Origin of the sequence: Luteibacter sp. 9133 (assembly GCF_000800155.1) — a bacterium.
Taxonomy (GTDB): Bacteria; Pseudomonadota; Gammaproteobacteria; order Xanthomonadales; family Rhodanobacteraceae; genus Luteibacter; species Luteibacter mycovicinus.
This window is the reverse complement of sequence record NZ_JUHO01000001.1, coordinates 1871493-1888754: the sequence shown is the minus strand read 5'-3', so window position 1 is coordinate 1888754 and position 17262 is coordinate 1871493. Positions and strand designations below refer to the sequence as shown.

Annotated in this window: 18 protein-coding genes; 8 read left to right on the top strand and 10 right to left on the bottom strand. The window is 66.1% G+C overall.

All coding sequences use genetic code 11. The features are described from left to right. Positions 1 to 47: 47 nt before the first annotated feature. Entirely contained in the window at positions 48 to 1307 is a 1260-nt protein-coding gene (gene ispG / locus FA87_RS08265) for a flavodoxin-dependent (E)-4-hydroxy-3-methylbut-2-enyl-diphosphate synthase (RefSeq protein WP_036113567.1), read from the bottom strand. A 135-nt stretch (positions 1308 to 1442) separates the two neighbouring features. Here ispG and FA87_RS08260 point away from each other — a divergent pair, with 135 nt between their 5' ends. After that, a complete protein-coding gene (locus tag FA87_RS08260; protein ID WP_036113569.1) occupies positions 1443 to 2915 on the top strand; it encodes a phospholipase D-like domain-containing protein in 1473 nt (490 codons plus the stop codon). Between the two features lie 30 nt (positions 2916 to 2945). Here the strand turns inward: FA87_RS08260 and FA87_RS08255 are convergent, their stop codons facing one another. Genes FA87_RS08255 through FA87_RS08245 form a run of 3 tightly spaced genes read right to left on the bottom strand, consistent with a single transcriptional unit; the run spans position 2946 to position 5322 of the window. Next, entirely contained in the window at positions 2946 to 3236 is a 291-nt protein-coding gene (locus FA87_RS08255; protein WP_043693748.1) for a DUF6587 family protein, read from the bottom strand. Then, positions 3233 to 5080: a ferrous iron transport protein B gene (gene feoB / locus FA87_RS08250; RefSeq protein ID WP_043693745.1), complete on the bottom strand. Its 1848-nt coding sequence runs from the start codon at positions 5078 to 5080 to the stop codon at positions 3233 to 3235. Before feoB ends, FA87_RS08255 begins: the two co-directional genes overlap by 4 nt. Further along, entirely contained in the window at positions 5077 to 5322 is a 246-nt protein-coding gene (locus tag FA87_RS08245) for a FeoA family protein (protein ID WP_043693742.1), read from the bottom strand. The genes feoB and FA87_RS08245 overlap by 4 nt, the downstream gene beginning before the upstream one ends. Before the next feature lie 118 nt (positions 5323 to 5440). Between FA87_RS08245 and FA87_RS08240 the strand changes: the two genes are divergently transcribed. After that, the gene (locus tag FA87_RS08240; RefSeq protein WP_043693739.1) at positions 5441 to 6226 is read left to right on the top strand and encodes an enoyl-CoA hydratase/isomerase family protein; all 786 of its coding nucleotides are present in this window, start codon (positions 5441 to 5443) and stop codon (positions 6224 to 6226) included. Further along, complete coding sequence (gene dacB, locus FA87_RS08235) at positions 6214 to 7713, top strand: D-alanyl-D-alanine carboxypeptidase/D-alanyl-D-alanine-endopeptidase (RefSeq protein ID WP_052191216.1); 1500 nt, start codon at positions 6214 to 6216, stop codon at positions 7711 to 7713. The genes FA87_RS08240 and dacB overlap by 13 nt, the downstream gene beginning before the upstream one ends. An 82-nt stretch (positions 7714 to 7795) precedes the next feature. Here dacB and FA87_RS08230 read toward each other — a convergent pair whose 3' ends face one another. After that, entirely contained in the window at positions 7796 to 8278 is a 483-nt protein-coding gene (locus tag FA87_RS08230; protein ID WP_043693737.1) for a glutathione peroxidase, read from the bottom strand. Between the two features lie 109 nt (positions 8279 to 8387). Between FA87_RS08230 and FA87_RS08225 the strand changes: the two genes are divergently transcribed. The 3 genes from FA87_RS08225 to FA87_RS08215 all read left to right on the top strand — a co-directional run bounded on the left by FA87_RS08225 (position 8388) and on the right by FA87_RS08215 (position 10943). After that, positions 8388 to 9392: a methionine ABC transporter ATP-binding protein gene (locus FA87_RS08225; RefSeq protein WP_043693734.1), complete on the top strand. Its 1005-nt coding sequence runs from the start codon at positions 8388 to 8390 to the stop codon at positions 9390 to 9392. After that, the gene (locus tag FA87_RS08220) at positions 9389 to 10063 is read left to right on the top strand and encodes a methionine ABC transporter permease (RefSeq protein WP_036113583.1); all 675 of its coding nucleotides are present in this window, start codon (positions 9389 to 9391) and stop codon (positions 10061 to 10063) included. Before FA87_RS08225 ends, FA87_RS08220 begins: the two co-directional genes overlap by 4 nt. A gap of 70 nt (positions 10064 to 10133) precedes the next feature. Beyond that, positions 10134 to 10943 (top strand): MetQ/NlpA family ABC transporter substrate-binding protein, encoded by an 810-nt coding sequence (locus FA87_RS08215; RefSeq protein ID WP_043693731.1) that lies wholly within the window; start codon positions 10134 to 10136, stop codon positions 10941 to 10943. Here FA87_RS08215 and pncB read toward each other — a convergent pair. Next, positions 10913 to 12115, bottom strand: a complete 1203-nt coding sequence (gene pncB / locus FA87_RS08210) for a nicotinate phosphoribosyltransferase (RefSeq protein WP_036113594.1) — start codon at positions 12113 to 12115, stop codon at positions 10913 to 10915. The two genes, FA87_RS08215 and pncB, sit on opposite strands and share 31 nt — an antisense overlap. Then, positions 12112 to 12495, bottom strand: coding sequence for a thioredoxin family protein (locus tag FA87_RS21125; RefSeq protein WP_036113597.1), 384 nt, complete (start codon positions 12493 to 12495; stop codon positions 12112 to 12114). Before FA87_RS21125 ends, pncB begins: the two co-directional genes overlap by 4 nt. An 81-nt stretch (positions 12496 to 12576) precedes the next feature. Between FA87_RS21125 and FA87_RS08200 the strand changes: the two genes are divergently transcribed. Continuing rightward, positions 12577 to 13380, top strand: a complete 804-nt coding sequence (locus tag FA87_RS08200; protein ID WP_043693728.1) for a cytochrome c — start codon at positions 12577 to 12579, stop codon at positions 13378 to 13380. A 9-nt stretch (positions 13381 to 13389) separates the two neighbouring features. On the opposite strand, the gene FA87_RS21290 is transcribed toward FA87_RS08200, so the two are convergent. Both FA87_RS21290 and FA87_RS08195 read right to left on the bottom strand, forming a co-directional pair. Beyond that, on the bottom strand, positions 13390 to 13515 hold the full coding sequence (locus FA87_RS21290) for a hypothetical protein (RefSeq protein ID WP_275041270.1): 126 nt from the start codon (positions 13513 to 13515) through the stop codon (positions 13390 to 13392). 89 nt (positions 13516 to 13604) lie between these two features. Then, positions 13605 to 14876, bottom strand: a complete 1272-nt coding sequence (locus tag FA87_RS08195; RefSeq protein WP_043693725.1) for a dicarboxylate/amino acid:cation symporter — start codon at positions 14874 to 14876, stop codon at positions 13605 to 13607. Between the two features lie 125 nt (positions 14877 to 15001). Here FA87_RS08195 and FA87_RS08190 point away from each other — a divergent pair, with 125 nt between their 5' ends. Beyond that, positions 15002 to 16087, top strand: coding sequence for an alkene reductase (locus FA87_RS08190; protein ID WP_043693722.1), 1086 nt, complete (start codon positions 15002 to 15004; stop codon positions 16085 to 16087). Between the two features lie 61 nt (positions 16088 to 16148). On the opposite strand, the gene FA87_RS08185 is transcribed toward FA87_RS08190, so the two are convergent. Then, the gene (locus tag FA87_RS08185; protein ID WP_052191215.1) at positions 16149 to 17192 is read right to left on the bottom strand and encodes an aminopeptidase; all 1044 of its coding nucleotides are present in this window, start codon (positions 17190 to 17192) and stop codon (positions 16149 to 16151) included. Positions 17193 to 17262: the final 70 nt, after the last annotated feature.

The following is a 17262-nucleotide window of genomic DNA, read 5'->3' as shown; positions in this document are numbered from 1 at the left end:
AACCGCCCGATATCATGACGGCGGCCCCGCATTCAACGCGTGACGGGTCAGTCGCCGCGGCTGGCGTAGTGCGTTTCGACGTAGTTGTCGAGGATGGCCACGAACTCGTCGGCGATGTGTTCGCCGCGCAGGGTCATGGCCTTTTCACCGTCGATGAACACCGGCGCGGACGGAGCTTCGCCGTTACCTGGCAGCGAAATACCGATATTGGCGTGCTTGGATTCGCCGGGACCGTTGACGATGCAACCCATCACGGCGAGGGTGAGGTTTTCGACGCCGTCGTACTTCACGCGCCACACGGGCATCTGCTCGCGCACATGCGCCTGCACGGTCTTCGCCAGTTCCTGGAAAAATTCGCTCGTGGTCCGGCCGCAGCCCGGACACGCGGTGACCAGCGGCGTGAACGCGCGCAGGCCCATCGTCTGCAGGAGTTCCTGCGCGACGATGACTTCGGCGGTACGCGACTGGCCCGGTTCGGGCGTCAGCGAGATACGGATGGTGTCGCCGATGCCTTCCTGCAGGAGCACGCCCAGCGCGGCGCTGGACGCGGTGATCCCCTTCGAGCCCATGCCGGCCTCGGTCAGGCCCAGGTGCAGGGCGTAATCGCCGCGGCGGGCGAGATCGCGATAGACGGCGATCAGCTCCTGCACGCCGGAGACCTTGCACGACAGGATGATGCGGTCGCGGGACAGGCCGAGGTCCTCGGCGCGGGCGGCGGAATCCAGCGCGGAGCGGATCAGCGCCTCACGGGCGACATGGCCGGCGTCCCAGGGATCGGCGCGGCCGGCGTTCTCGTCCATCAGCGCCGCGACCATGCTCTGGTCGAGCGAACCCCAGTTCGCGCCGATGCGGACCGGTTTGTCGTAGCGGATCGCCATCTGGATGATCGAAGCGAACTGGGCGTCCTTCTTCTTTCCGAAGCCGACGTTGCCCGGATTGATACGGTACTTGGCCAGGGCCTCGGCACAGGCCGGCTCGCCTTCGAGCAGCTGGTGACCGTTGTAATGGAAGTCGCCGATCAGCGGGACCGACACGCCCATCATGTCAAGCCGTTCGCGAATCCGCGGCACGGCCGCGGCCGCGGCCGGCGTGTTCACGGTGATCCGGACCATTTCGGAGCCGGCCCGGGCCAGTTCCGCGACCTGCCTGGTCGTGGACACGGCATCCTCGGTGTCCGTGTTGGTCATCGACTGGACGACGATGGGCGCGCCGCCGCCGACCCGGATACGATCGACGGAAACACCGGTGCTGGGACGGCGGGCGCCGGCTTCCGCGGGACGCGGGCGGCTGAGAAGGTCTTCGGTCATAGCGGGGCATTTTAGCGCAATGGTGTGACTGGAATCCGACTGGCTGCGGCAACCCGGCGGTGAGCGCCCTTCCCGGTCGGCCATTCGACCCGCCTCACCCCCTGCTCATCCTCCGGCCCGATAAACTCGCCCCCCATGAACGCACGTCACCGCACCCACGGCTTCTCGAGCCGCCTCTTCGCCGAACAGGCCCTCAGCCGCAGCGCCGGCGCGCCCCTCATCGGGGGGAACGCCGTCGAGCTGCTGATCGATGCCCAGGCTCACTTCGACGCCTGGCTCAAGGCCATCGCCAACGCGAAGCGCCATGTCTTCCTCGAGAACTACATCATCCGCGACGACCGGATCGGCCAGGCTTTCCGCGACGCGCTGGTCGAACGCGCGAAGGCCGGCGTCTTCGTCGCGGTGATCGGCGACTGGGGCGGCTGTCTCGGCCAGTCACGCTCGTCGTTCTGGGCGGCCCTGCGTGAAGCCGGCGGACAGGTACGGATCTATAACCCGCCACAGCTGGGCAGCTCGTTCGGCTGGATCAGCCGCGACCATCGCAAGGTTCTGGTGGTCGACGGCGAAGTCGGCTTCCTGTCCGGCGTCTGTCTCAGCGAAAAATGGCTGGGCGACCCCGCCAACGACGTGCCGCCGTGGCGCGACACCGGCGTCGCCCTGCGCGGTCCCGCCGTCGCCGAGATCGAACAGGCCTTCGCGGACAGCTGGCGTGAAGCCGGCGAACCGCTACCCGACGACCCCCGGCTGTCGCCTGTCGCCGGCGCCACCCACGCCGGCGAGGTGTCCTTGCGCGTCATCGCGACACAGCCCAGCACGGCCGGCATGTATCGCCTCGATCAGATGGTCGCGGCGATGGCGACGAAGACGCTGTGGCTCACCGACGCCTATTTCGTCGGCGTGGCGCCCTATGTGCAGGCCCTCTCCGCCGCCGCTCGCGACGGTGTCGACGTCAGGCTGCTCGTGCCCGGCACCAGCGACATTCCCATGGTCGCCGGGATGTCGCGGTCGGGCTACCGCCCCCTGCTGAAGGCGGGCATCCGCGTCTTCGAATGGAACGGCACGATGCTGCACGCCAAGACGGCCGTGGCCGATGGCCGCTGGGCACGCGTGGGCTCATCCAATCTCAACATCGCCAGCTGGCTGAGCAACCGCGAGATCGACGTGGCTATCGAGGACGTCGGCTTCGCGACGCAACTGGAGGCGCAGTACGAGAAGGACCTGGAGAACGCGACCGAGATCCTGCTGCATCCCAGGCGCCGCCGCTCCGGAAACGAGCGCGTCCGCAGCCGTGCCCCGCACCCGCCCAGGCCGCGTCACGGTGGTGGAAGTTCGAGCCGCGCCGCCGCGGGGGCCCTGCGCATCGCCAATACCGTGGGCGCGGCCATCTCGCAGCATCGCGTGCTGGGCGATACCGAAACCGGGCCGTTGCTGGCAGGCTTCATCGCGGCGGCGGTGCTGACCCTCGTCGCCATCCTCTGGCCCGCGGTGATCGCATGGCCGCTGGCTCTGATCGGCGCATGGTTTACCGTCAATCTTTCAGTGAGCTGGTGGACACTGCGCCGCAAGCGCGTGGCGAAGGCCGCCACGGAAGCGCCGCACGAAGATTGACAGCCATCGTCGACGCTCATGGCAAGGTGATCAGCCGCGCGGCCGGAACTCCAGCGGCTGCGCCGCACTCTTCGGCGCCACAGGCCCACAGCTCCCACACGACCCGCACCCGTCCCCGCAACTTCCGGTCGCCGCGGCAGGTTGCACACGCTTTCCCAGCGACCGGACCATCACCGGCCTGCCGTCGCGATTGAGCCATGCCGACACCCGCGCCAGCACCCGCGTCGACGTCTTCGGCAGCAGCTTCCGGAACGCCACATACGCCGCGACCGCGACAGCCACGCCGATAACGAAGCCCTGAAACAGTTCGAACGTGCTCATGAAAGCGCCCTCGCGATCTGGTAAGTGGCGAGCGAAGCGAGATATGCCAGGCCGAACAGATAGCCCGCGGCCACCGCCACGTTGCGCCAGGAATTGGTTTCGCGGCGGATGACCGCCAGCGTCGACATGCACTGCGGCGCGAACACGTACCACGCGAGCAACGACAACGCCGTGGCCAGCGACCACGAGTGCGCGATCACGGGCCCGAGCTGCGAGGCGACCGCATCGTCGCTTCCCGACATGGCATACACCGTGCCGAGTGCCGCCACCGCCACTTCGCGCGCGGCAAGGCCGGGCACCAGCGCGATGCAGATCTGCCAGTTGAAGCCGATCGGCGCGAACACGTATTCCAGCAGCCTGCCGAGGCGGCCGGCCAGGCTGTAATCGATGGCGGGCCCCGTGGCTCCTTCCGGCGGTCCGGGGAAACTGGAGAGAAACCACAGCAACACGGTGAGCGCGAGGATGATGCCGCCGACGCGCTTGAGGAAGATCAGCGCGCGCTCCCACAGACCCAGGCCGATGTCTCGCACGTTGGGCAGGCGGTAGGACGGCAACTCCATGATCAGCGCGTGCTCGCTGCGATCCTTGCGCAGTCGCTTGATCACGAAGGCGACCAGCAAGGCGCTGAAGATACCCGCGAAGTACAGCGTGAAAAGCACCACGCCCTGCAGGTTGAAGATGCCCCACACCGTCCGGTCGGGGATGAACGCGGCGATCAGCAGCGTATACACCGGCAGACGGGCCGAGCAGGTCATCAGCGGCGCGACCAGGATCGTGGTCAGGCGATCGCGCGGATCCTGAATACTGCGCGTGGCCATGATGCCGGGAATCGCGCAGGCGAAGCTCGACAGCAGCGGAATGAACGCCCTGCCCGTCAGGCCGACGCGGAACATCATGCGGTCGAGAAGGAAGGCCGCGCGCGGCAGATAACCCGATTCTTCCAGCACGAGGATGAAGAGAAACAGGATCAGGATCTGCGGCAGGAACACGAGCACCGCGCCCAGACCCGCGAACAGACCGTCGTTGAGCAGGCTGTGCAATGCGCTGTCCCCGGGGAGGAAACCCGTGACCGCCGTGCCCAGCGCGGCGATGCCCGCCTGGATGCCATCCATGACCGGCTGCGCCCAGGAGAACACCGCCTGGAAGATCATGAACATCAGGCCGGCGAGAATCAGCAGTCCGAATACCGGGTGCAGCACCCAGCGATCGATCGCGTCGTCGACGGCGGCGGTATCCCGCGGCAACGTGACCGTGTCGGCGAGAATGGACCGCACTTCGGCATGCAGTTGCTCGATCCCGGCGTTGTCGATGTCGGCCGGCTCGATCGCCGGCACCGAGGTATCGATGCGCTGGATCAGGGCCTGCGCACCACCACGCCTGATCGCGACCGTTTCGACCACGGGCACGCCGAGCCGACGTGAGAGCGCGTCGACGTCGATGACCATGCCGCGACGGCGCGCCGCGTCCATCATGTTGAGTGCGAGCACCACGGGGCGACCCAGACGGCGCACTTCGAGCACGAAACGCAGGTGCAGGCGCAGGTTGGTGGCATCGGCCACGCAGACGATCAGATCCGGCGGCGCTTCACCGGGATAACGGCCATAGCAGACGTCGCGCGTGATCGCCTCGTCGGGGCTGGTCGCATCGAAGCTGTACGTGCCGGGCAGATCGAGGATATGCAGCGTGCGACCGGACGGTGCGACGAAGCGCCCCTCCTTGCGCTCGACGGTCACACCGGCGTAGTTGGCCACCTTCTGCCGGCCGCCGGTGAGCTGGTTGAACAGCGCCGTCTTGCCGCAGTTGGGGTTGCCCACGAGGGCGATGCGCATCGCGGAAGCGCTCATGCGGCACCGTCCATGGCGATCATCACGCGCTCGGCTTCGGTGCGGCGCAAGGCGAAACGGGTCGAACCGATCTGGATCAACAGCGGATCTCCACCGAGGGGGCCCCGTGCCACGAGGCGCACCGGCTCGCCGGACACGAAGCCCAGGTCGCGCAGGCGCTGGGCGATGGGATCGGCGGGATGGGCATCGGTGACGGACTGGACCACGGCTTTGGCACCTTTCGGCGCGTCGGAGAGGCGCACTGGGATTACTCAAATAAGAACTGTTCGCATTGTATGCCTTTAGCGCGAAGGCTGCACAATGCGCAGGATCGGGAGTCAGGCGTTTATGATCTTGCGCCTCAGTCCCCGGAGAACGCCCATGTCAGCTGTCGAACTCACCCGCGAAGGCAGCACCGCCCGGCTCGTCATGAACCGGCCCGAGGTGCATAACGCGTTCGACGACGGTCTGATCGCGGACCTGACCGCCGCGATCGACGAGCTCGACCGCGACGACAGCGTGCGTGCCGTCGTGCTGACCGGCGCCGGAGCGAGCTTCTCCGCCGGTGCCGACCTCCACTGGATGCGCGGCATGGCGGCCGCCAGCGAGGCGGACAATCTCGCCGACTCGCTGCGGCTGGCGACGCTCATGCGCCGACTGCAGTTTCTTTCGAAGCCGACCATCGCGCGGATCAACGGCGCGGCGTTCGGCGGCGGCGTGGGTCTGATCGCCTGCTGCGACATCGCCGTGGCGGTCGAGGGCGCACGCTTCGCCCTGTCCGAGGTGAAGCTCGGACTCGTCCCCGCGGTGATCTCGCCGTATGTCGTCGCGGCGATCGGCCTGCGCCAGTCGCGTCGTCTGTTCCTGACCGGCGAGATCTTCGACAGCGCCGCCGCCCTGGCGCACGGGCTCGTGCATGAGGTCGTCCCGGGCAACGACCTTGACGGCGCGGTGGACCGGCTTGTCGGCTCGCTGAGCAAGGGTGGCCCCGCCGCGCAGCGTGAGGCGAAGAGCCTCGCCCTGAGCATGGGCGGTCAGTCGCCGGAAGCTATGGAGAAGACCGACGCGGTCAACGCGGCACTCATTGCGAAACTGCGCGTTTCCGCCGAGGGGCAGGACGGACTGTCCGCCTTCCTCGACAAGGCATCTCCGTCTTGGTTGCGCTGATCCGTTACGGCATCGCGACCATCCTGCTGGCCGCCGCCCCCTGCATCGCGGCGGAAAGCCTCACCGAGCGGATCGACGCCCATATCGCCCAGCCACGCTTCGCCGCGGCATCGTGGGGCATCGCGGTGGTCTCGCTGGAGGACGGGCATACCGTGTACGCGCACGACGAAGGGCGCCTGCTGCTGCCCGCGTCGACGGCCAAGCTCTACACGGCAGCGTTCACTCTGGATCGCCTTGGGGCGGATTACCGCACGCATACCGATGTCCTCGCCGCAGGCTCGATCGCACGCGGGCGCCTGCACGGCTCACTCGTCCTGCGCGGTCGGGGCGACCCGACCCTGTCCGGCGACGAATGGGCCGAGCGACTGGCGGCCCGGATCGGCGAACGCGGGATCCGCCGCGTGGATGGCGCGGTGATCGGCGACGACACCGCTTTCTCGGGGCCCGCGATCGGATCGGGCTGGGAAGCATCCGACCTTCAGACGGCGTACGGCGCGGCGGCGGGTGGGCTGGACGTCGACGAAAACACGATGACGGTCGCCCTCTCGCAAAGCGGTGTGGACGTCGCACCCGCCGACGCGGCCGTCACCGTCGCCGCCCAGACACGGGACGGCCTGGAGCTTTACCGGGCGCCGGGCTCGTCGACGGTTCACGTGCTCGGCGGCGTCGCCGAGGGCGGCGCCACGAAGCGCATCCGCCTGTCCCTGCCCGACCCGGCGCTCAGCGCGGCGCGGCGCCTGCAAGCCGCGCTGATCAGGCAAGGCATCCGTGTCGATGGCGAGGCACGAAGCGTCCACTGGCCGGTCGCCGCACCCACGGGCGAAACCATCGCAAGCGTCCCGTCGCCGACCCTCGGCGACATCCTTCGCACAGGCCTGAAACGTTCGCAGAACCTCTACCTGCAGAGCGTCTTCCTGCTCACCGGGCTGGAAACCGCGGAAGCCTGTAGCGCTCAGACTTCCCTCGCCAACTCGCCCGATGGCCCCGGCTCAGGTAGGAGCCAGCCCTGCTGGCGAAACAACCTTGCCACAGTCCCCAAAGAAGACCTCGCCGCCGAAGCACTCACCCAGTGGCTATCCACCAAAGCCATAGGCCCGTCCTCCACCACGCTCGACGAAGGCACCGGTCTCTCCCGCCACGACCTGACCACGCCCGCTTCGCTGGTGCGACTCCTGACCGTCATGGACAGATCTCCTCAGGCTGCCGCATGGCGCGATCTGCTGCCCGTCGCAGGGGTCGACGGCACGCTCGTCAACCGCATGCGCGGGACGGCGGCTGAAGCCAACGTACAGGCGAAGACCGGGAGCATGAGCTTCGTCAACACGCTGGCCGGCTACGTCACGACCCGAAGCGGAAAGCGGCTGGCCTTCGCCATCATGCTCAACAACTACCGGGCACCGCCGCGTAGCGCGGAGACAGTACCTCCGGTCTCGTCCGAGGTCGATGCGGTTGCGGTGATGCTGGCGGAGGCCGAGGGCAATCCGTGACCGGCTTGGGAACCGGCTCGCACCTTTGCACCGTGACCCGGCGAAAGCGAATGCCGTTAGCGATGCCCGTCGGCCGGCCGTCTCAGCCCAGCACGTTGGGCAGATCCTTCCCGATCTTCTCCGGCGTATCGGTCGGCGCGTAGCGCTCGACCACCTGCCCCTCGCGATTCACCAGAAACTTGGTGAAGTTCCATTTGATGCCTTCGGTCCCCAGCAAGCCCTTTTTCTCCGCCTTCAGCCACCGATAGAGCGGATGCGCATGCTCACCGTTGACTTCGACCTTGGCGAACATCGGAAAGCTGACGTCATAGGTCAGCGAGCAGAAGTTGCGGATCTCGGCTTCGTCGCCGGGCTCCTGATGACCGAACTGATCGCACGGAAAACCCAGGACCTCGAAGCCGCGCGCGGCGTATTCCTTCTGCAGGGACTCCAGGCCCTTGTACTGCGGCGTGAAGCCGCACTTCGAAGCCACGTTGACGACCAGCAAGGCCTTGCCTTTGAACTCCGCCAGCGACCGCTCGTTGCCGTCGATATCGCGGGCCGAAAAATCATAGATGCTGGTCATGCGGGCTTTCCTTGAAAGGGAATGGACCCGCCAAGTCTACGCCGGCCGCTCCGGCCATGGGCTGGCTTGGGCTACCATGGACGTCTTTCCGGCTGGAGCCTGACGCCCCGTGATCCGTTTTGCCGCCGCTTCCAAGTCCTATCGTGTCGAGGGAGCGCTCGTCCCCGCGCTCGAGCCCGTCGATCTCACCATCGAGCGCGGCGAGGTGTTCGGCATCATCGGTCATTCCGGCGCCGGCAAATCCACCATGCTGCGCCTGATCAACCTGCTCGAACGGCCCACCGCCGGCCAGGTCTTCATCGAGGACCGTGACGTCACGCACGCCGAGGGTGCCGACCTGCGTCGCCTTCGCGCGGGCATCGGCATGATCTTCCAGCACTTCAATCTGCTGTCGTCGCGGACGGTGGCGGACAACGTCGCGTTCCCGCTGCGCCTGCACGGTGGCATGAGCGACGCCGAGATCGCCGCACGCGTCGACGAACTGCTTTCGCTGGTGGGTCTCACCGCACATGCGCGGAAATTCCCCGCACAGCTTTCCGGTGGCCAGAAGCAGCGCGTCGGCATCGCGCGCGCGCTGGCCAGCAAGCCATCCATCCTGCTTTGCGACGAAGCGACCAGCGCGCTCGACCCGCAGACCACGGCATCCGTGCTGGAACTGCTAGCCGATATCAACCGTCGCCTCAACCTGACCGTCGTACTGATCACACACGAGATGGATGTGATCCGTCGCGTGTGCGACCGCGTCGCGGTGCTCGATGCGGGACGCGTCGTAGAAGTCGGCGACGTCGCCGATGTCTTCCTGCATCCGCAGCATCCCACCACACGACGCTTCGTCGCGGAAGCCGACCATCGTGAAGGCCGTGGCCCGGAATTTCCGGGTGTCGACGGGCGCCTGTTCCGACTCTCGTTCCGTGGCGACGCGACCTACTCGCCCCTGCTCTCTCGCGTGGTGCGCGATACCGGCATCGAATACAACCTGCTCTCCGGCCGCGTCGACCGGATCAAGGACACACCTTACGGCCAGCTCACCCTGGCCATGAACGGCGAACGCCTGGAGGACGCGCTGGCGCAGATCCGCGCCGCGGGCGTCGACATCGAGGAGGTGGCCCGATGAGCCCCATGCAGACCCTGTTTCCCAACATCGACTGGCCGGAAATCGGCCAGGCCTGCGTCGACACCCTGCTGATGCTGGGCGGCTCCCTGCTGTTCACGCTGGTGCTGGGGCTGCCACTGGGTATCTGGCTGTTCCTGAGCGCCCGCGGCCAGCTCCACGCCCGGCCAAAACTGTACTCGGCGCTGTCGCTGGTGGTGAATGTCCTGCGCTCGATCCCCTTCATCATCCTGATGATCCTGCTGATCCCGCTGACTCAGGCGATCACGGGCGTCAGCATCGGCATCCGTGGCGCCATCGTGCCGCTGGTGATCGGCGCCGCACCGTTCTTCGCCCGTCTCGTGGAAACCGCGCTGCGCGAAGTGGAGCGCGGCGTTATCGAAGCCAGCCAGGCCATGGGCGCCACGACGATCCAGATCGTCACGCGCGTACTTCTGCCCGAGGCACGTCCGGGGCTGATCGCCGCGACGACGGTCACCGCCGTGGCCCTGGTCGGCTATACCGCGATGGGCGGTATCGTGGGCGCGGGTGGTCTGGGCGCCCTGGCCTATCAGTACGGCTATAACGGCTACAAACCCGACTACATGCTGGTCACGGTGGCCCTGCTCGTGGTGCTGGTGCAGATTCTGCAGTCGCTGGGCGACCGTCTGGTGCTCCGCTATACCCGCCGCTGAGTCGTTCTTTGCATACGGCGGTATGGACGTCTATGCTGGCGCACCGCACCATCCGCCACGGACGTCCATCATGAAGAAGTACCTGCTGCCCCTTACCGCCGCCCTCGCCGTTTTCGTCGCGGGCTGTTCAGGCAGCACGGACGGCGGCAAGGCGGATCCTTCGGCGACGCTCACCATCGCGGCCACACCCGTGCCGCATGCGGAGATCCTCAAGGAGATCAAGCCTCTGCTGGCCCGGCAGGGTGTGAACATCGAGATCAAGGTGTTCACCGATTACGTCCAGCCGAACATGCAGGTCGCGCAGAAGCAGATCGACGCCAACTTCTTCCAGACCGAGCCGTATCTCGACGCTTTCAATAAAGAGCGCGGTACCAATCTGGTCAAGGTGGTGGGCGTGCATATCGAACCTTTCGGCGCGTACTCGAAGAAGTTCACCTCGATCGACCAGCTGCCGGACGGCGCCGATGTCGTCATCCCCAATGACCCGAGCAACAACAGCCGCGCGCTGCTGCTTCTGGCCGGGCACGGCCTGGTCAAGCTGAAGAATCCCGACGATCGCCTCGCCACGCTGAAAGACGTGGTCGAGAACCCGAAGCACCTGAAATTCCGCGAGCTGGAGGCCGCCATGCTGCCGCGCGTGCTCGACCAGGTCGACCTCGCCCTGATCAACACCAACTACGCGCTGGCCGCCAAGCTCAACCCGGTCAAGGACGCACTGCTGATCGAGGACAAGAACTCGCCGTACGTGAACTTCCTGGTCAGCCGTGCCGACAACAAGGACGATCCGCGCGTGCAGAAGCTCGCCGCGGCCCTCACCTCGCCCGAGGTGAAGGCCTTCATCGAGAAGAACTACGGCGGCGCCGTGCTGCCGGCGTTCTGAACCGGCATGTCGAACACCTTGCGCAGGTAAGCGACGTACTCCAGGTCGTCGCTCATGTTCTTGCCCGGCGAGTCTGAAATCTTCGCCACGGGCTGACCGTTGCATCGGGTCATCTTGATGACGATGTTGATCGGCGCCGGCCCCACGTCGTTCGTGAGGTTGGTGCCGACGCCGAACGACAGCAGACAGCGACCGTCGAAATGACGGTAGAGGTCCATCACACGCGGAATGTCCAGGCTGTCGCTGAAGACGAGCGTCTTGGTCCGCGGGTCCACACGGTTCGCCACGTAATGAGCCAGTACGCGGTCGCCCCATACGAAGGGGTCCCCGGAGTCGTGGCGCGCACCGTCGAACAGCTTGCAGAAATACATGTCGAAGTCACGCAGGAACGCCTCCAGTCCGTAGACGTCGGATAGCGCGATGCCGAGATCGCCGCGGTATTCGCGGGCCCACGCCTCGAGCGCGGCGGTCTGCGAGTCGCGCAGACGCGGTCCCAGCGACTGAAACGCCTGCAGGTATTCGTGCGCCATGCTGCCGATGGGTACCAGACCCTGCCGCATCGCCAGCCACACATTGCTCGTACCCGCCAGTTGCGGACCCAGCCCCCTGGCGAGCGTCGCCAGCATCTCGTCATGCCATGCCTGCGAGAACCGACGACGGGTGCCGTAGTCGGCGATGCGTACGCGCTCGAAGCCCGGGGTGTCGCGCAGCAGCGCGATCTTCGCCTCCAGGCGCGCCCTGCCCTCCGTCAGATCGATGTCCGGCTGTGTCGCGCGGTAGTACAGCTCGTTCACGATCGCCAGCAGCGGCACCTCGAACATGATCGTGTGCAACCACGGGCCCTCGATCACGATGTCGATCTCGCCATGGGCCTCCGCCGAGGGCGCGATCGACACATACTTGGCGTTGAGGTGGAAGAGACCCAGGAAGTCGACGAAGTCGCTCTCGATGAAGCGCAGACCACGCAGATAATCCAGTTCCGCGTCGGTGAATCGCAGCGCGCACAGGCCATCGAGCTCCTCGCGGATACGACCGATCAGCGGGACCAGATCGACGCCCGGCGTGCGGCAGCGAAAGCGATATTCCACCTGAGCCGCCGGGTACTGATGCAGCACCACCTGCATCATCGTGAACTTGTAGAGGTCGGTGTCCAGCAGCGAGGTGATGATCATGCGCTCGCCCCGGTCAGCCCGATCTGCTTGTCGACCGCGTCCACGAAGGCTTCCGTACCGGGCCACGACGTAATCCGTCCCAGCTTGCGGCCGCGATGGAAGAGGAAGAACGCCGGGATGCCATGCAGCCCGAAACGCGTGGCCATCGTCGGATCGTCATACACGTTATCGTGCAGCCAGCGCACCTGCGGCCAGCTGAAGCTTTCGGGCGTAAGCAGCATCTGTCGCTTGGCGATGTCGCAGTTGGGACAATCGCGCCCCCACAGGAACAGGATCGCGATGCGGTTGTCGTCGGTCGCCAGCTCGGCGTCGAGGGCGGTATCGACCACCTTCTGCATCGGGAACTGTTCGAAGAAGCGGGGAACGGTGGTGTCGGCCATGGTGAATCCGTGATCGGGTCGATCCCCCGAGGTGGGGACGATGAGGGGATAATCCGAGGGTACAACCGCCAAGGATTCCCCGTGCGCGCTTTCATCGGTCTCGCCCTGCTCCTCACCGCCTCGCTCACTCAGGCGGCCACGCTGACCCTGGACACGGGCAAGGGGCCTCAGCGGATCACCACGGAGCAGCTGCTGGCCCGGCCCGACGTGCGCGCCATCGACGTGCCTGGCGACGTGTCGTACCACGCGACCATGCATTATCGGGCCATACCGCTGAAGGCCCTGCTGGGCGGGGTGGATCCCGCGGCGCATCTCCAGTTCGTCGCCCTGGACGGCTTCGCGGCCGAGATTCCCGCGGCGCTGGCGCTGCAGGCTCGCGCCGAGGCCTGGCTGGCGATCGAGCCTGCCGACGCGCCCTGGCCAAAGCTGGGCCCCGACAAGCCGGGCGCTGGCCCGTTCTACCTGGTCTGGCTGCATCCGGAGGCGGGCCACGTCGGCTCCGAGCAGTGGCCCTATCAGGTGGCGACCATCCGCGTGCTGGCGGACCCGGCGTCCCGGTTCCCGAAGATGCGCCCGGCGCCCGGCCTTGCCACCAGCGATCCGGTGATGCGAGGGTTCGCGGTGTTCCAGCGCGACTGCATCACCTGCCACACGCTCAATGGCCAGGGCGACGCGAAACTCGGGCCGGATCTGAATGTCCCGCACAGCCCGACCGAATACCTGCGCGACGACCTGTTCCGCGTACTCGTCCGCAACCCGCAGGACCTGCGTCACTGGCCGCAGGCGAAGATGCCGGGGTTCGACCGCAATGCACTCTCGGATGCCGACCTGGACGATCTGGTGGCGTATCTGAAGCATATGGCGGGGAAAAAGGCCGCGCCCTGAGCGACGGCGTCACGCCACCGGCCTCCCCTCCACGATCAACTCGCTCGACGCCCGGTGATAAACCTCGAGATCGAGAATCCCGCGCTCCCGAGCCACGAGCACCGGCACCACCATCTGCCCGGTCACGTTGGTCATCGAATGCACTCTCGGATGCCGACCTGGACGATCTGGTGGCGTATCTGAAGCATATGGCGGGGAAAAAGGCCGCGCCCTGAGCGACGGCGTCACGCCACCGGCCTCCCCTCCACGATCAACTCGCTCGACGCCCGGTGATAAACCTCGAGATCGAGAATCCCGCGCTCCCGAGCCACGAGCACCGGCACCACCATCTGCCCGGTCACGTTGGTCATCGTACGCATCATGTCCAGAATGCGATCGATGGCGACCAGGTAGCCGATGCCCTCCAGTGGCAAGCCGGCCGAACTCAGCACCAGCGTCACCATGACCGTCGCCGTACCTGGCACCCCCGCCGTGCCGAATGAACCCAGCACCGAGGCCAGCAGGATCACCACGTACTGCGCGGGCTGCAGGTCGAGATGGAAATACTGCGCGATGAAAACCGCCGAGATCGCCGGGTAAATCGCTCCGCACCCATCCATCTTGATGCTCGCGCCTAGCGGCACCGCGAATGCGGCGTATTCCTCCTTCACGCCCATGTTGCGCACCACGCTACGCAGCGCGATGGGCATGGCGGCGAAGCTCGACGACGAGGTGAAGGCCACCTGCATCGCCGGAAATGCGGCACGGAAAAATTTCACCGGATTGAGGCCGTGCGTCAGCAACAGGCCACCGTAGACGAAGACGATCTGCAGCGCGCAGGCGAGATACAGCGCGCCGACGAAGGTCGCCAGGGGCAGCAGCTTCTCGAACCCATAACTTCCCACCAGCGCGGCGATAAGACCGAAAGTGCCGATCGGCGTCACCTCGAGCACGAAGCGCGTGACCTGGATCATCGCGTCGTTCGCCTCGCCTGCCAGGGCCCGCAACCGGGCCGACTTGTCGCCGATCTTCACGAGCGCAAGGCCAAGCAGGCCGGCGAAGAAGATGACCTGCAGAATTTTCCCTTCGCTCAGGGCCTTGAACGGGTTCGCAGGCACGATGTCGAGCAGCACCTTCACTGGCTCGGGCACGTCCTTCGGATGCCAGCCGGTCGGCGTCGTCAGACCTTCGACACCGAGTCCCGGCTGCAGGACATGCGCAACGAGTAATCCCACGAACACCGCCAGACTCGCCGTCGCGGCGAACCACGCGAACGTGCGTCCACCCAATGCAGCGACATCCTTCACGCCGTGCAGGCTCGACACGCTGTGTAGTACGGCGAAGAACACCAGAGGCACGGCGATCATCTTGATCAACGTGACATAGAGCGTGCCGAGCGGGCCGAACCACGTCGCTGCGTCGGGCCCGATGAGCCAGCCGGCCAGCGCGCCGAGGACGAAACCCGCCGCTACCCGCTTCCAGAAGCGGACGCGGAACCACGATGTGAACAAGGACATGAGACGTGCCAGGCAAGGGCAATGAATCACGATACAACGCGGTGTAGCCGTCTGGACGGCCAATCCCGAACGCTGTGTTTCCTCTCGCGAACGCTGAGGGGTTGATATACCTCGAAGGAGCATACATGACCGACCAGAACGTGCTTTTCCAGCCCTTTCGTGCTGGCGACATCGAACTCGCCAACCGTATCGTCATGGCGCCGTTGACCCGCGACCGATCGGGTCCGGATCGCGTGCCGCGTGCACTCGCGGTCGAATATTACGCCCAGCGCAGCACCGCCGGGCTCATCGTATCCGAGGCGACGCAGATTTCACCGCAGGGTCAGGGCTACCTCGATACGCCGGGTATCTACAACAGCGCGCAGGTCCGCGGCTGGAAGCGCGTTACCGACGCCGTGCACGCCCGCGGAGGAAAAATCGTCCTTCAGCTGTGGCATGTCGGCCGCATTTCACACACCAGCCTTCAACCCGGCGGTAAAGCGCCGGTCGCACCTTCGGCGATTCGCGCCGACGGCAAGACCTTCACGGCCCACGGGATGGAACAGGTCTCCGCGCCGCGAGCGCTCACGGCCGGTGAGATTCCGCTGATCGTCAATGACTACCGCCGCGCGACCGAACTCGCTCTCGACGCCGGGTTCGACGGCGTCGAAGTGCACGCCGCCAATGGTTACCTGATCGATCAGTTCCTGCGCGACAAGACCAATCGTCGCGACGATGCCTGGGGCGGCAGTATCCCCAATCGTCTACGTTTCCTCCGCGCCGTCCTGGATGCCGTCATCGGCGTGGCAGGCAGCGGCCGTACGGGCATCCGCATCTCGCCGACGACGCCGGCAAACGACATCGCTGACTCCGAGCCGACGAAGCTGTTCAATGCGGTGATCGACGACCTGAAAACACGGCATCTGGCTTACACCCATGTGATCGAAGGCGCCACGGGCGGCCCTCGCGACGTCCTTCCGTTCGACTACGACGCCTTCCGCGTCCGGCACGGCGGAACCTGGATGGTCAACAACGGTTACGACCGTGCCATGGCCGTCGATGCGGTGCGCAGCGGGCACGCCGACCTGGTGGCGTTCGGACGTCCGTTTATCGCCAACCCGGACCTGGTCGACCGGTTGCGTGAAGGGCACCCGCTGGCCAAGCCGAACCCGAAGACGCTCTATGGGGGCGGTGCGGAGGGTTATACGGATTATCCGGCGTTTGCCGGGTAAGTCGCCGCCGATCCATCGCGAGCAGGGTTGGCTCCGTCGTCGGGAGCGAACCCTGCCCGCGTCAGCGTGCTGACGACTTCAACGCCTCGAGTTCACGCGTCCGCTCAGCCGGCGCCTTCTTCCCGAGCTCCTTCACCCTCGCAAAGAAGACCGGCCACTTTCGCCCGCATCGCTCGAACAGCGCGGCGAACGATGGTTTCCACGTGTCATAAAGCCCAAACGGCAACAGCGCGGCATTATTGAGCGGCTTCGCCATCCATCGGTCATACCGGCGATCGCCGCCCGCGACCGTCGCCCGCCACTGGACATAGTCGCCACGAAACACCTCGAAAGCTTCCGCCTTGGCGACACGCTTCGTCTCGTCGCTGTCCTGCGTCGCATAGATCGAGCCGAGCCGGTCGCGCAGCGCAAGAACACGGGCCGTAAAAGAGCCGTCGAGCTCGCCATCCTTCTCGTCCGGCGGCGGTAGCCCCCGCGCGGTGTGCCACTCACGCACACCTTCCTCTTCGACGAAGCTCGCATACGATTCGTTGAACGACGAATCGTCCTTCACGTAGAACTTCTGATGAGCCAGCTCATGGAAGATCGTACCCGCGAGGGTATCGTCATCCCAGTAAAGCATGCTGCTGATGATCGGATCGGCGAACCAGCCCAGTGTGGAATACGCGGGGACCTCACCCAGCGCCACGTCGTCCCCCGCCGTCTTCAGCCTGGCCGCCTCCCGGTCCGCAAGATCCTTGCGGAAGTACCCCCGGTACGCGACGCAGCCTGCAATCGGAAAACAATGCGTGACAGGTGCAACGGACAGTTCCGGCGCGGCGAAGACGTTCCAGGCCACCCACGGACGATCGAGCTGGACGAAATACGTGTAGCTGCGATTGTCGGGCAAGCCGAGGCTCGCCGAGGCGAACCGCCGGGCCTCGCTGGCGAGTTCCAGGCGGTGGCGTGTTTTCTCCGGTGTTTTCGGATCGCGCAGCACGTTCGCGATCGGCCGTCGTCCGGCGAGCAGCGACGCCTGACCATGCGCGACATGCGCGTAGTAACCGAGCGAGCGGCAGCCGGTGAGTGTGGCTAGAACAACGATGGCAATGACCGAGAGACGCATACCCCATTCTGCCGTAAACGGCGTAGGAGCGAGGCCCGCTCGCGACCCACGTCGCGGCGAGCCCCCATCG